This is a genomic window from Corynebacterium sp. NML130628 (assembly GCF_001875665.1).
Lineage (GTDB): Bacteria > Actinomycetota > Actinomycetes > Mycobacteriales > Mycobacteriaceae > Corynebacterium.
On the sequence record NZ_MLAL01000014.1, the window covers coordinates 72,233 to 86,726 of the forward strand.

The following is a 14,494-nucleotide window of genomic DNA, read 5'->3' on the forward strand; positions in this document are numbered from 1 at the left end:
GAACACATCCCACCCAAGCAAAGAAGCAAAAATCCCGGGCCACCCCACCGTGAAAGCGGGGCGCCCGGGAGAAAGCCAGTCAGCAACTAGCGTTTTACATCATGCCTGCCATGGCGTCTGGGTCCATGCCACCGGCGGCGCCGGCTGGCTCAGGCTTGTCGGCAACGACGGCCTCAGTGGTCAGGAACAGGGCCGCGATGGAGGCAGCGTTCTGCAGTGCAGAGCGCGTGACCTTGGCCGGGTCGTTGATGCCGGCTTCCATCATGTCCACGTACTCGCCGTTGGAGGCGTTCAGGCCCTGGCCGTCAGGCAGGTTGGCAACCTTGTCGGCAACAACGCCTGGCTCCAGACCAGCGTTGAGGGCGATCTGCTTCAGTGGTGCGGAAAGCGCCTCGCGGACGATCTTCACACCAGTTGCTTCGTCGCCTTCGAACCCGAGGTCGTCGACAAGCTCGCGGGCGGCCTGCAGGAGGGCGACGCCACCACCGGCGACGATACCTTCCTCGACGGCTGCCTTCGCGTTGCGGACGGCGTCCTCGATGCGCAGCTTCTGCTCCTTGAGCTCAACCTCGGTGGCTGCGCCAACCTTGATCACTGCGACGCCGCCGGCCAGCTTGGCCAGGCGTTCCTGCAGCTTCTCGCGGTCGTAGTCGGAGTCGGAGTGCTCGATTTCGGCGCGGATCTGCTTGACGCGGCCGTCGATCTGCGCTTGGTCGCCGGCGCCCTGGACGATGGTGGTCTCGTCCTTGGTCACGACAACCTTGCGTGCCTGGCCCAGCAGCCCCAGCTCTGCGGTCTCCAGGGAGAGGCCGACCTCTTCGGAGATGACCTGGCCGCCGGTGAGGATGGCGAGGTCCTGCAGCATGGCCTTGCGGCGGTCGCCGAAGCCCGGTGCCTTGACGGCGACGGACTTGAAGGTGCCGCGGATCTTGTTCACAACGAGGGTGGAGAGGGCTTCACCCTCGACGTCCTCGGCGATAATCAGCAGCGGCTTGCCGGACTGCATGACCTGCTCCAGCAGCGGAACGAGGTCCTTGACGTTGGAGATCTTGGAGGAGACCAGCAGGATGTATGGGTCTTCCAGGACGGCTTCGCCGCGCTCCATGTCGGTGGCGAAGTATGCGGAGATGAAGCCCTTGTCGAAGCGCATGCCCTCGGTGACTTCGAGGTCAACGCCGAAGGTGTTGGACTCCTCAACGGTGATGACGGATTCCTTGTTGACGGCGCCGTTGCCGACGGCGTACATCGCCTCAGCGATCTTCTTGCCGATCTCCGGGTCGGAGGCCGAAATGCCAGCCGTGGAGGCGATCTGCTCCTGGGTCTCTACTTCCTTCGCGTTATCCAGCAGGTACTTGGAAACCTTCTCGGTCGCTGCCTGGATGCCGCGCTTAATGCCCATCGGGTTGGAGCCAGCTGCGACGTTGCGCAGGCCCTCGCGGACTAGCGCCTGTGCCAGGACCGTTGCGGTCGTGGTGCCGTCGCCGGCGACGTCGTCAGTCTTCTTGGCTACTTCCTTGACCAGCTCGGCGCCGATCTTTTCGTATGGGTCCTCGAGGTCAATCTCGCGGGCGATGGTGACGCCGTCGTTGGTAATGGTTGGTGCGCCCCAGGACTTCTCCAGGACGACGTTGCGTCCCTTTGGTCCAAGGGTGACCTTGACGGCGTCGGCTAGTGTGTTCAGGCCGTTTTCTAGGCTGCGGCGTGCTTCCTCGTCGAATGCGATCATCTTAGCCATGTAAGTTTTCTCCTTGTATTCGTCGTAAAGTGCAGGCGCCCGCGACGGCACGGTTGGCGCGTGGCCAACCTCACCCGCGTTAGCACTCAATTGCCTCGAGTGCTAAGACACAGTTTTAGCACTCTCGCCCGCCGAGTGCAAGGAACCATCTTCGGCAACCGAGGTGACCTTGGAGCGCGTCTTCGAGTACACGAACCACACCAACACAACAAACAGGGCGGTACTGAACCACGGCGTCCAGGACTGCTCCGTGAACACCTCCAGCGGGCTCTCCCCCGCCGCGCCCGCGATGAGCGCCGCGTTGAGCACGCCGAACAGGGACTCGCCCACGATCATGCCCGTGGCCACCAGGGTGCCCATCCGGCGCGCGAAGTCCGGGTGGCGCTGCACTTGCGCCCAACGGTTATAGATGTATCCGATCAGCCCGCCGATCGGCACGATCACCGTCACCGACACCGGCAGGTACATGCCCATGCCCACAGCCAGCGGCGGCAAGCTGTACTTGCCCGTGGTGCGGGTGAGGGTCTCGTCGATAATGATGAGGACCACGCCGATGCCCGCGCCCAGCAGGATCAAGCCCCAGTCCAGCGAGCTGTTGAAAATGCCGTTCGCCACCGAGGACATCAGCGCTGCCTGGGGCGCCGCGAGCGCGTCCGGACCTGCGCCCTCCATGCCCTGGAAGCCGAAGCCGGTGAGCATCACCTGCAGGATCGGCGGGATGACCACCGAGCCGAACAGCACACCAATAATCAGCGCCACCTGCTGCTTCCACGGCGTCGCCCCCACCAGCTGGCCCGTCTTGAGGTCCTGCAGGTTATCGTTCGAAATGGTGGCGATGCCAAACACGATCGCCGCCGTAAACAGCGTGTACGCCACCAGCGAGGCCGCATTCGCGTCCGTGCCCGCCATAAACGCACCAATCAGCAGCGCGCACGAAAGCACCGCAATAATGCCGATCGAGGAAATCGGGGAGTTCGACGCCCCAATCAACCCTGCCATGTACCCGCACACCGACGCCACAATCAGACCAATAACCAGGATGAACAGCACTGAAATCATGGTCAGCGACAGCGCGTGCTCGTGAATATCGGTGCCGCGCACGAAGTTCCACAGCAGCAGGCCAATCGGCAGCATCGACGCCACAATCACACCCGCCACGATCGGGAACGGGATGTCACGCTCCGTCACATCGACGGCCACGCCCTCGTGCCTCTTTTTCGACGCCGCCAACGACGAAGCAATACCCGTCGCAATCGGCTTCGCGATCTTGATCAGCGTCCACAGTGCCGCCACCGCCATCGTGCCCACACCGATAAAGCGGATCTCGTCCGCGAACGTCGTGGAGACAACCTCGGCAAGCTCCAGGCCGTCGCCCATATGGGCCGCCGACTTCATCGGCAGCAGGATCGCAAAGGAAATGACGACGCCAACCAGCATCGCAATACCAACCGGCAAGCCCACCAAGTGGCCCACGCCCAGCAGCGCCAAGGACAACGAGCCACCCATCATCGTGCCGCCCCCGCCAACGCGGAAGAACCCGGCAATCTCGCTGGCAGCCGCCTTCATGGCCGTCAATAAGGAATAAAACGCCGACGCAACCGCACCAAGAATAATCACGCGCAACCCCTCAGAGTTCTCCGCGTGATCACGCTCCGAACCACCATTATCGCCGTCGCCGACGCGCAGCACCTCCGCCGCCGCGACACCCTCCGGGTACGGCAAATCCGAACCAGTCACCAGCGCGCGACGCAACGGAATCGAATACATCACGCCCAACGTGCCACCCAGGGCACAGACCAGGGCGGTCGTCCAGAAGGGGAAACCCTGCCAGTAGCCCACCATCACCAAACCGGGAAGGACGAAAATGATCGCCGACAACGTACCCGCCGCCGACGCAATCGTCTGCACAATGTTGTTCTCACGCACATTGTGCCCGGCGAACTTCCGCAGCACCGCCATGGAAATCACCGCCGCCGGAATGGACGTGGCAAAAGTCAACCCGACTTTCAACCCCAAATACACATTCGCGGCAGTAAACACCAAGGTGATCAAGCCACCAATGATGATCCCGCGCAGCGTCAACTCACGCATCGTCGAGGCCATTGCAAGACCTTTCAATATATAGGTATAAAAACGAACGGAAAGGATTGTACTCCTCGCCTTAGTGGTACTTTCGACCACATGACACAAACAGCTTTTACCCCAAACCGTGACCGCATTTTCGACGACCTCTCCGCCCTCGTCAGCTTCAACTCCCCACACTCCACGCCTGAGCTCGCCGACCAGCACGAAGCCGCCTGCGCCTGGACCGTGAACGCGCTCGAGGCCCTCGGACTGGACGTGACCCGCCACGCGACCGTCGATAATGCTGACACCATCATCGCCACCAAAGCCCCAGTCGGCGACGCCCCCACCGTCCTCCTCTACTCCCACTACGACGTCGTGCCCGCCAACAACCCCGACGCCTGGACCAGCGACCCCTTCACCCTCACCGAACGCGACGGCCGCTGGTACGGCCGCGGCGCCGCCGACTGCAAAGGCAACATCGCCATGCACCTCGAAGCACTCCGCCTCATCCAGGACAACGGCGGCACCGACCTCGGCATCAAAGTCGTCGTCGAAGGCTCCGAGGAGCTCGGCGGCGACGACGGCCTCGGCAAACTTATCGACGCCCACCCCGACCTCTTCCGCGCCGAAGCCATCATGATCGCCGACTCGGGCAACGCCGCCGTCGGCGTCCCAACGCTCACTACCTCCCTGCGCGGCGGCGCCCAGATCAACGTGACCGTCGAAACCCTGGAAGGCGCCGTTCACTCTGGCTCCTTCGGCGGCGCAGCCCCCGACGCCGCCCACGCCCTGGTCCGCATCACCGACTCCCTCTTCGACGACACCGGCCGCACCACCATCGACGGCGTCGACTGCACCGCCACCTGGAACGGCCAACCCTACCCAGCCGACACCTTCGCCGCCGACGCCGGCGTCCTCGACGGCGTCACCCTCAACGGCACCCCCGACGACAACCCCGCCGACATGGTCTGGGCCCGCCCCGCCATCACCATGATCGGCTTCACCTCAACCCCCGTCGCCGACGCCGTCAACGCCGTCAACCACCGCGCCGAAGCCCAATACAACCTCCGCGTCCCCGCCGGTACCGACGCCGCCGCCATCGCCAACGCCGTCAAAGACCACATCCACGCCCACACGCCCAACGGCGCCCACGTCACCGTCGAAATCTCCGGCGTCAACGAACCATTCGCCACCAACCCCGAACACCCCGCCATCGCCCTATTCGGCGAATGCCTCCAAACCGCCTACGACGGCGCCGACCTCGCCCTCATCGGCTCCGGCGGCTCCATCCCGCTCACCATCACGCTGCAAAACCACTTCCCCGACGCCGCCATCGCCCTCTACGGCGTCGAGGAACCGCAGTGCGGCATCCACGGCGTCGACGAATCCGTCGACCCCACCGAAATCGAACGCATCGCGGTGGCCGAAGCGCTCTTCCTGCAGCAGTACGGGAAGTAGCGGTTTCGGCCGGGTTTTGGCTGGGTTTCGGCTGGGTTTTGGCTGGTTCGGGTGAGGCGGAGAGGGCGTCGAAAAGCTAGTGCGTCTAAAGCTCCGACGGGTCGATACCGAACTCAGCCAGGACATCCTGGAGGCTGATGCGCTTGCCGCTGTCGGCCAGCATTCGTGTGAGCGCGAGTGCCAGGTCCAGGGCGTCCTGCCGCTCCGCTTCGAGCCGTTCAAACTCGCCCGCAGACATGATGACGGCTACCGGCTCGCCGTCGTCGATGATCACCTTGCGTTCATGCAGCCCCAAGCCGAACACATGGTGCGCGGTGTTTCGCGCAAAATCCTCGAGATCCACGTTGGAAGCAATCAATTCGGTACTCCTAACCACAATCTATCCTTTTGACCAGGTCATTACCCCAGCGGATAGCGTCATCTAGGTCTAATATTTCGACTCCAGGAAGCGTCATATTCTCCACCGCAGCCTTATAAACATCGCCCCAGTCCTCGCCCCTAACAAATTCGGGCGGCCATGAGTGATCGCCTCTGTACTTGAACGTTTGCTCGCACAGCTCTTTTGTCTTGCTGTAGTCAATTTCTTCATTAGCCACGAGTATCTGCAGATCTACGAGATCATGTGCTCGCTGACTATTGGGAAATGTAGCCGCATGTATTTTCTGTGCAATTTGGTGTTCAGGCTTCATAACCGGTACAGGGTCCGGTACATCAAACCCCAGGTCCGTGAACAACGACGAGAGCTCATCCGAAATCTGCCTGTCCGCAGAGTCCGCAAGGTTTAGCTCGTTATGCGCCACCTCAAACCTCACGGTCTTCCAGTCCTTCCCTTCGTACTGGAGCTTGATATCAAAAGGAGTCATCACATACTGCGGCGGAACCCCTGCGGGGCTGGGCTTCTTCACCTGCTTCACTCTCCCAGTAAAGCCTTGCCATCCCAGTTCAAGTTTGCCCTCCAGCTCATCCAAGAAGTGGGCTTCGTCCTGCTGTCGCGCGGCATCGAGATCCTTTGTGGCACGAGCTCCACTGCCGTAGCGAACAGCCATCGCACTTCCGCCTTTGACCACTCCCCGTGGAAGCATCTGTGCAACTACAACAAGCGCCATCACGTTCTGTCGCTGTGTCTCACGCGCCTGATCGTTTTCTATGTTTCTGATCTTCTGTCGTAAGGACACAATGTTTACCGGCCGACTCATCCCACCAGCCCCTTCAGCTCCCGATACTGCTTGCCCCGGATGAACCCTTCCTGGTAGGCGTCTTCCACCATCGCCTCCCAACGGTCAGCCATAACCGTCGGGCGAACCTCCACGAGCGCCTCCGCGACGGGCTGCGACGGAATACCGTGATATTTCTTCACCTGAGTATCCGCTGGAGCGGACCTAATCCGCCATGTTCGAGGCACTTTCCGGCGGTGTCGACGCGGCGAAGCTAGATAGACATTCTTGGGGTTGAGCTCACCAATCCCGGTCACCTGCAATGCAGTTTCTCCACATGCATGCACGCCAGCACCTAGCGTGAGAATAATTTCGCGGAGAAAATCAAACCCGTCGGCGGCAGGATAGTACGGATCCCGATAAACGCCACGCTCCCGCTTCTCGACGGCCCCTCGCGCTGCAAGCTTTCGCAACTCAACATCGGGCACACCCCGTGCGCGGGCGAGGGCCGGAGTGACATACCCATCGTTTTCCAAAGCGATTTGCCGTAGCTTCTCCCTATACGTTTCCATGCACAAACCGTACCGTTTTTGGTACGGTTTGTCCACTCCGCTACTCTCCTGAATCTTCGCGGACCCAGCTCGAAGAGCTCAAAGCGTGGGATTAGAAGCGTGCGATGCAGGTCGCGCATTCTCGCTGGCCTGGTTTCATTTTCAGCGACCAGCGCCGCACTCCTTTAACACCTCGACACGAACAAGGATCACGTGGAAGCCACGGCGCGCGAGCCCGGCCCGACGGAAAAGTTCCCGCGATCTGCGTGAACCCGGGAACAATCTTCGTGGACAGGTGTATCGACCTGGGAAACGCCAGAACAGGTCGACCGGAATCGGCCCCACTCGCAAAATCGTTCCCGGGCGTGGGAACTTTTTCAACGGCATGAGGGAAGGGGCGCTGGCGCACGCGGAGGCGGGGCGGCCAGGCCGAACAACCGACCTGAAAACCGTTCGCAAAATGTCGGGGCTGTGAGTACAGTGAAAATTTGTTGGTCGCGCCACTGATCATGACGCGCCTTGTTTCTAGTTTCGACGGTGCATGGTGGGCAGCTGCGTTGCTGTGGTGCGCCGAAGCTGAAGAAGCTGAAGAAGCTGAACAAGGAGGGCCCGGGTTGTGTTGACGCTACTTGTCGCGCTGTTCGTCGCGACGGCTGCGGCGCCGTTGTTGATCCGTACGATCGGTAGGTCGGCGTTTGCGCTGGTGGCGTTGGTGCCGCTGGGCGGGTTCGCGTGGATGGTGTACCTGTTCGCAAAGGGTGTCTTTGTGGATGGTGGGGAGATCGTTTCGCGGATTCCGTGGATGCCGTCGGCGGAGTTGAACCTGGATTTCAGGTTGGACGCGCTGGCGGGCTTGTTTAGTTTGATTATTTTGGGCGTCGGCTCCTTGGTGTTGTTGTACTGCTGGGGCTATTTCGATTCGAATCCGCGCAGGTTGGCGAAGTTTGGTGGGGAGCTGACCATGTTCGCCTCCGTGATGTACGGGTTGGTGATTTCGGACAGTTTCTTGCTGATGTACGTGTTTTGGGAGTTGACGTCGATACTCTCGTACATGCTGGTCAGCTATTACGGTGAGCGAGCTTCGTCACGACGCGCCGCCATCCAGGCGCTGATGATTACGACGTTCGGCGGGCTGGCGATGCTCGTCGGTATTAATTTGCTGGGCTACAAGACGGGCATTTGGCGGCTCAGCGAGGTGTCGCAGTTTGCGAATATTGAAAATACGCCTGCGATTTCGACGGCGATTGTGCTGATTATGTTGGGGGCGATGACGAAGTCGGCGCAGGCGCCGTGGCATATTTGGTTGCCGGGGGCGATGGCGGCACCGACGCCGGTGTCGGCGTATTTGCACTCGGCGGCGATGGTGAAGGCCGGGATTTACCTGGTGGCGCGCCTGGCGCCGGATTTGGCGGTGGTGAGCACGTGGCACCTGGTGGTGCTATCGACGGGCGTGTTCACCATGATTCTGGGTGGCTGGCTGGCGCTGAAGCAGCGTGACTTGAAGCTGATTTTGGCGTACGGCACGGTGTCCCAGCTGGGCTTTATCACGACGGTGATCGGCATTGGGTCGCGTGAGGCGACAATGGCCGGGCTGGCGATCACGTTCGGGCACTCCATGTTTAAGGCGACCCTGTTCATGATCGTGGGCGCGATTGACCACACGACGGGCACCCGCGACATCCACGAGCTGTCGGGGTTGGCGAAGCGGGAGCCGTTTGTGGCGTTTTTGGCGGCGGTGTCGGCAGCGTCGATGGCGGGGATCCCGCCGTTCTTCGGTTTTGTGGCGAAGGAGTCGGCGCTGGAGGCGGTGCTCAACGAGGAGATGTTGCACGGCATGCCGGGCTACATGACGTTGGTGGCGATCGTCGTGGGTTCCATTTTGACCATGGCGTACTCGCTGTACTTCTGGTGGGCAGCCTTTTCGACGAAGCCAGCACACAACAACGCCGAGTCGAAGGCTGTGCGCGAGATGCACCCGATCGGGCCTACCTTGTGGATTTCGCCGACGGTGCTGACCACGCTGACGGTGGTGTGCGGTATTTTCCCGGTGCTGCTGTCGACGGCGTTCAACGAGTACCTGGATGTACGTTTCCCCGGCGGCGAGCAGGAGGAGTTAGCGCTGTGGCACGGGATTACGATCCCGTTGGTGCTGACGGCCGTGATTGTGGGTGGGGGCGTCGTCATGTTCTGGCAGCGTGCGGTGCTGAAGCCGCTGCAGACGGGCAAACCGGCGCTCGGCGACGGTGACGACCTGTGGGACGCGCTGCTCGCGCAGCTGCGGACGGCGTCGCTGCGGTTGACGGCGTCGACGCAGCGCGGTTCCCTGGTGATCAACCTGGGTGTCATTTTTGCGGTGTTGGCCGTCGTGCCGCTGGCGGCGCTGGTGCTGGGCCGCTCGAACGATATTCGGATGATCGTGTGGGATTCGCCATGGCAGGGCCTGGTGGTGTTCATCATGGTCTGCATGGCTGTCTTTGCGACGGTCCAACGCAACCGCCTGTCCGCCGTAGTGATGGTGGGTCTGACCGGCTACGGCATGGCGACGATCTTTGCCCTGCATGGCGCGCCGGATCTGGCGCTGACGCAGGCGCTGGTGGAGACCATCGTGATGGTGGTGTTCATGCTGATCCTTCGCAAGATGCCGACGGAGGTCGAACCCCGCAACGAGGACAACCGGGCGCGTGCCTGGCTGTCCATTCTGACGGGTGTCTCGGTCGTGGTGGTGGCCATGTTCGCGATGAGTGCGCGCTCCGCCGACCCGATCTCGGTGTTCATGCCGGAGTTGGCGCACGACATCGGTCACGGCCGAAACACGGTGAACGTGCTGCTCGTGGACCTGCGCGCGGCCGATACCTTCGGCGAAATCATCGTGTTGGTCATCGCGGCGACGGGCGTGGCCAGCCTGATCTTCGGCACCGGCAAGTTCGGGCGTGCTTCACGCCGCCCGACGCTGTCCACCACGAAGGCGCGCTGGTTGGCCAGCGGCGTGGACTCTGAGACGGCGCAGAACCGTTCGCTGATGGTGGACGTCGCAACGCGGATCCTGTTCCCGTCGATGATCCTGCTGTCCCTGTACTTCTTCTTCGGCGGCCACAACGCACCAGGCGGCGGCTTCGCCGGTGGCCTGGTGGCGGCACTGGCGTTCACGCTGCGCTACCTCGCGGGCGGGCGCCAGGAAATCGAGGAGGCGCTGCCAGTGGACCCGGCGAAGCTGCTGGGCACCGGCATGTTGTTCTCCTTCGCCGCGGCGGTGACCCCGATGTTCTTCGGCAACCCGCCGCTGGCGTCGAGCTACACCACGGTGACGCTGCCGCTCATCGGCTCGTTCGACGTCACCTCGGCGCTCGTGTTCGACGCGGGTGTTTACCTCATTGTGGTCGGCCTGACCCTGCACATCCTGACCTCCATGGGCGGCTACCTCGACCAAGAGGAAGACAACCGCAAGCAGTACGCTCGCCAGCGCGCCCGCGAACTGCAGGAGAAGAATAAACGACGCCGCGCTGAGCAGGCGGCGAAACGGTTGGAGCGAGAGAGCCGTCGAGAAGCGGTCACTGGTGACGGTGACGCGGCGGCCGGGCGGGGCCGGGCGTCGACAATTGGGGCGCCGGTGCACACCACCGCGCGTGGCCGCGAAAGGAGCGAGTAATGGAAGCGAACCTGTTCCTGCTCATCGGGTCGGGTGTGCTCGTGGCCACCGGCGTGTATCTGATGCTCGATCGGGCACTGACACGCATGATCATGGGCGTTCTGCTGCTCGGTAACGGCGCGAACCTGCTGCTACTGCAGTCTGGCGGGCAGGCCGGCTCCCCGCCGATCATTGGCCGCATGTCCACCCTGTTCGGCGAGCGCATCGCCGACCCACTGGCGCAGGCGATGATCCTCACCGCGATCGTCATTTCGATGGCGATGGTCGCGTTCATGCTGGCCTTGGCCTACCGCCAGTACCGCTACCGCACCGACGACATCATCGAACGCGACGAGGAAGACCGCGCAATCGCCGCCCGCCCGAAGACCGCGGCAGCAGCCCCCGACCACGACGCCTCCGACGACCCCGAAACCGGACGCATGAGCTCCGAGGGCGACGCCTTCGGCCCCCGCTCCTTCGAAGACCCCGTCAAGGAGGCCGACGATGACGAATAATCTCTTCGAGTTCGCCCACTGGGCGCTGCCCGCCATGCCGATCCTCACCGTGATGCCGCTGCTGCTGCCAGCACTCGCCGCGGCGCTGATCCTGGTCACTGGGCGCGCAGTCACCCTGCAGCGCACCATCGCGCTGACCACGCTGCTCGCGCTGGCCGTCATCTCCGGCGCCATGATCATCATCGCGGACGTCCACGGCATCCAGACCGTCCAGATGGGTGGCTGGGAAGCGCCCATCGGCATCACGCTGGTGGCGGACCGACTGTCCACCATCATGGTGTTCGTCTCCTCCATCGTGCTGTTCGCCGTCATGTGGTACGGCATCTCCCAAGGGCTTCGCGACGGCGACGACGACGACCCAGTCGCCGTCTTCCTCCCCGTCTACATGCTGCTGTGCATGGGCGTGAACCTGTCCTTCCTCGCCGGCGACCTGTTCAACCTGTACGTCGGCTTCGAAGTGTTCCTCGTCGCCTCCTATGTGCTGCTTACCCTGGGTGCCTCGCCGGGGCGTGTGCGCGCCGGCATCGGCTACGTGATGGTGTCCATGGCGTCCTCCATGGTGTTCCTGTTCGCCCTGGCGCTCATCTACTCCTCCACCGGCACCGTCAACATGGCGCAGGTCGGCCAGCGCATGGCCGAAGTCCCCGATGGCACCCGGGCCGCCATCTTCGCCACGCTGCTCATCGCGTTCGGTATCAAAGCGGCCGTCTTCCCCCTCGACGCGTGGCTGCCCGACTCCTACCCCACCGCTGCCTCCCTGGTCACCGCGGTGTTCGCCGGGCTTCTGACCAAGGTGGGCGTCTACGCCATCATCCGCGTGCGCACCACCATATTTACCGACGGCTCCCTCGACACCCTCCTCATGTGGGTCGCACTCCTGACCATGATCGTCGGCGTGATGGGCGCGCTGGCACAAAACGACATCAAGCGTCTCCTGTCCTTCACCCTGGTCAGCCACATCGGCTACATGATCTTCGGCATCGCCCTCGGCACAGTAGCGGGGCTGTCCGGCGCAATCTTCTACGCCGTGCACCACATCCTGGTGCAGACCTCCCTCTTCCTGGTCGTCGGCCTCATCGAGCGCCAAGCCGGGTCCGCACAGCTGCGCCGCCTCGGCTCGTTGCTCTACACCGCGCCACTCATCGCGCTGCTCTACCTCATCCCAGCGCTCAACCTGGGCGGCATCCCGCCGTTCTCCGGGTTCCTCGGCAAAGTCATGCTCATCCAGGCCGGCGCCGCCGACGGCTCCTGGCTCGCCTGGGTACTCATCGCAGGGGCCGTCGTCACCTCCTTATTGACGCTCTACGCCATGATCCTCGTCTGGTCCAAAGGCTTCCTCCGCGACCGCGCCGACGCCCCCGAATCCGTCGCCATGGCTCGCCCCGCATCGCTTGCCGAACGCCACGACACCATCGCCGTCGACGACCGCGCCGACGTCGGCCGCATCCCCGCCGGCATGCTCCTATCCACCGCACTCCTGGTAGCGACGTCCGTGTCCATCACCTTCCTCGCCGGCCCGATCTCCGCCATCACCGACCGCGCCGCCGAATCCTCCAGCGACCAACGCATCTACCAGCACGCCGTCCTCTCCGGCGACCCCACCAACCCAACACGGGACCTCGACACCTTCCGCCAACCCACCGACTCCGGCGGCGGCAAAGACGCCCTCGCCCACCGATCTTCTGCACGCTCAGGTGACGGAGAAGACGTCATCACGACAGAACGAGTCCCCCTCCCCGCAAGCGCAACCGCCGAACCGACAGGAGCAAACCGATGAACCACCTCCTCACCGGCATCCGAAACCGCTTCCGCGGCGCGTTCGTCCTCTGGCTCGCGTTCATGTGGGTCCTCATGCAAGGCGACCTGACCTGGGGCAACGTCGCCGCCGGGCTCGCGCTTGGCGTGCTCATCGTCCTCGTGCTGCCCCTGCCGGCGATCCCGCGCAGCGGCAACAAAATCCACTGGGGCAAACTGTTACTGTTCGTGCTGCAGTGGTTCGCCGACCTCATCGTCGCCTCCGCCAAGGTCTCCTGGCTCGCGCTGCGGCCCGCGGCACCACCCAAAAACGCAATCCTGCGCGTGCCGATGCGCGTCTCCGACGACCTCGTCCTCTACCTCGCCACCTGCGCCTACAACCTGCAGCCCGGCGGCAGCGTGTCGGATATTGACATCGCCAACCGCGAATGGACCATCCACGTCCTCCACGCCGACAACCAAACCGACATCGACCGCGAAATCGCCAACGTGGCAAAACTCGAACGCCAAATGATCGACATCTTCGAAAGCAGGCGCTAACCCATGAACCCCCAGGTCTACAACGCATTCCTCATCGTCGCCGGCGTCTTCCTCGCCATCGGCTTCCTCGTCCTCGCCTGGAGAGTCATCGTCGGCCCCGACTCCATGGACCGCGTCCTCGGCAACGACGCCATCACCGCCTCCCTCCAATGCGTCCTCGCCCTCTACATCTGCTGGACCCTCGACACCACCGTGGTCAACGTCATGATGGTGATCGCACTCCTCGGATTCATCGCCTCCCTGTCCGTCGCCCGCTTCCGCAAACGCGACAACTCCTAAGAAAGGCCCACCAATGACACTCGCCTTCCTTCTCGACGCCACATCCCTCATCTTCATCCTCCCCGGCGCCTTCATGGTGTTCTCCGCCGCCATCGGCACCGCCCGATTCCAATCCACCATGGCGCGCATCCACGCCATCACCAAGCCGCAGACCACCGGGCTGGTGCTCATGATCATCGGCACCATCATCCGGCTACTGAACCCCTCCGCCGGCGGCCCGGCCGGCACCGGCGAGGCTGTCGGCACCCACGAACTTCACGACATCGGCGTCATCCTCATCCTGCTCATCTTCGCCCTCATGACCAACCCGGTCACCGCGCAGCGCCTCGGCCGCGTCGCCCGACGCGAAGGCCTCTACGGCGGACCCGACACCCTCAGCCGCAACGACCGCCCCGCCGCCTACCATCCCAAGCGCGTCGACCCCACCAAGAAGTAGCGCCTGCGCCTGCTGCTGGGTCTGCTGCGGGGCTTTCTGCGCCTGGCGCTGCGCACCACATTCCTGGTTTTTGGGAGGGCGTCTGGACGTTTCCCCAGGTCGTTGGGTTTGGGTGGGGGAATTTGGTGTCACCCCAGCCGGCACGAGTGACAAAAGACGCAGCCCACTTTTCACGACCTGGGCTTTTGCCCGAGTTTGTCGGCAGGCCCTAGGTGGCAGGCTGGTTGTGAGCGCCGAACCGAAGGAGGTCCACGCCCATGTCCCCGCACGATATTCCCCCGCTGATACCAAACCCACCCGAGAGGGATTGGGCACACTACAACACCAACCCCGACCCCGATGCTGGCAGTACTGGTAAGCGCCGGCGTGCAAGCATGCC

12 protein-coding genes are annotated in these 14,494 nt (G+C 63.1%); 7 read left to right on the forward strand and 5 right to left on the reverse strand.

Annotation, left to right across the window (positions count from 1 at the left end):
* Window positions 1-94: 94 nt before the first annotated feature.
* The gene (gene groL, locus BJP07_RS02550; protein ID WP_071565924.1) at window positions 95-1,735 is read right to left on the reverse strand and encodes a chaperonin GroEL; all 1,641 of its coding nucleotides are present in this window, start codon (window positions 1,733-1,735) and stop codon (window positions 95-97) included.
* A 102-nt stretch (window positions 1,736-1,837) separates the two neighbouring features.
* Window positions 1,838-3,838, reverse strand: coding sequence for an OPT family oligopeptide transporter (locus BJP07_RS02555; protein ID WP_071565925.1), 2,001 nt, complete (start codon window positions 3,836-3,838; stop codon window positions 1,838-1,840).
* Window positions 3,839-3,916: 78 nt separating this feature from the next.
* Here BJP07_RS02555 and BJP07_RS02560 point away from each other — a divergent pair, with 78 nt between their 5' ends.
* Window positions 3,917-5,260, forward strand: a complete 1,344-nt coding sequence (locus tag BJP07_RS02560) for a dipeptidase (protein WP_071565926.1) — start codon at window positions 3,917-3,919, stop codon at window positions 5,258-5,260.
* Window positions 5,261-5,345: 85 nt separating this feature from the next.
* On the opposite strand, the gene BJP07_RS02565 is transcribed toward BJP07_RS02560, so the two are convergent.
* The 3 genes from BJP07_RS02565 to BJP07_RS02575 are packed head-to-tail and all read right to left on the reverse strand — an operon-like array spanning window position 5,346 to window position 6,986.
* The gene (locus BJP07_RS02565; protein ID WP_071565927.1) at window positions 5,346-5,618 is read right to left on the reverse strand and encodes a type II toxin-antitoxin system Phd/YefM family antitoxin; all 273 of its coding nucleotides are present in this window, start codon (window positions 5,616-5,618) and stop codon (window positions 5,346-5,348) included.
* A gap of 10 nt (window positions 5,619-5,628) precedes the next feature.
* Window positions 5,629-6,456, reverse strand: coding sequence for a nucleotidyl transferase AbiEii/AbiGii toxin family protein (locus tag BJP07_RS02570; protein ID WP_071565928.1), 828 nt, complete (start codon window positions 6,454-6,456; stop codon window positions 5,629-5,631).
* Complete coding sequence (locus BJP07_RS02575; RefSeq protein WP_143109645.1) at window positions 6,453-6,986, reverse strand: type IV toxin-antitoxin system AbiEi family antitoxin domain-containing protein; 534 nt, start codon at window positions 6,984-6,986, stop codon at window positions 6,453-6,455. Before BJP07_RS02575 ends, BJP07_RS02570 begins: the two co-directional genes overlap by 4 nt.
* Window positions 6,987-7,581: 595 nt before the next feature.
* Between BJP07_RS02575 and BJP07_RS02580 the strand changes: the two genes are divergently transcribed.
* The 6 genes from BJP07_RS02580 to BJP07_RS02605 are packed head-to-tail and all read left to right on the forward strand — an operon-like array spanning window position 7,582 to window position 14,115.
* A complete protein-coding gene (locus BJP07_RS02580) occupies window positions 7,582-10,611 on the forward strand; it encodes a Na+/H+ antiporter subunit A (RefSeq protein ID WP_071565930.1) in 3,030 nt (1,009 codons plus the stop codon).
* Window positions 10,611-11,105 carry a Na(+)/H(+) antiporter subunit C gene (locus tag BJP07_RS02585; RefSeq protein ID WP_071565931.1) on the forward strand — a complete coding sequence of 165 codons (495 nt, stop codon included), beginning with the start codon at window positions 10,611-10,613 and terminating at the stop codon, window positions 11,103-11,105. Before BJP07_RS02580 ends, BJP07_RS02585 begins: the two co-directional genes overlap by 1 nt.
* A complete protein-coding gene (locus tag BJP07_RS02590) occupies window positions 11,095-12,882 on the forward strand; it encodes a Na+/H+ antiporter subunit D (RefSeq protein WP_071565932.1) in 1,788 nt (595 codons plus the stop codon). Before BJP07_RS02585 ends, BJP07_RS02590 begins: the two co-directional genes overlap by 11 nt.
* Entirely contained in the window at window positions 12,879-13,400 is a 522-nt protein-coding gene (locus tag BJP07_RS02595; protein ID WP_071565933.1) for a Na+/H+ antiporter subunit E, read from the forward strand. Before BJP07_RS02590 ends, BJP07_RS02595 begins: the two co-directional genes overlap by 4 nt.
* Before the next feature lie 3 nt (window positions 13,401-13,403).
* Window positions 13,404-13,679, forward strand: coding sequence for a monovalent cation/H+ antiporter complex subunit F (locus BJP07_RS02600; RefSeq protein WP_071565934.1), 276 nt, complete (start codon window positions 13,404-13,406; stop codon window positions 13,677-13,679).
* A 13-nt stretch (window positions 13,680-13,692) separates the two neighbouring features.
* Window positions 13,693-14,115 (forward strand): monovalent cation/H(+) antiporter subunit G, encoded by a 423-nt coding sequence (locus BJP07_RS02605; protein WP_071565935.1) that lies wholly within the window; start codon window positions 13,693-13,695, stop codon window positions 14,113-14,115.
* Window positions 14,116-14,494: the final 379 nt, after the last annotated feature.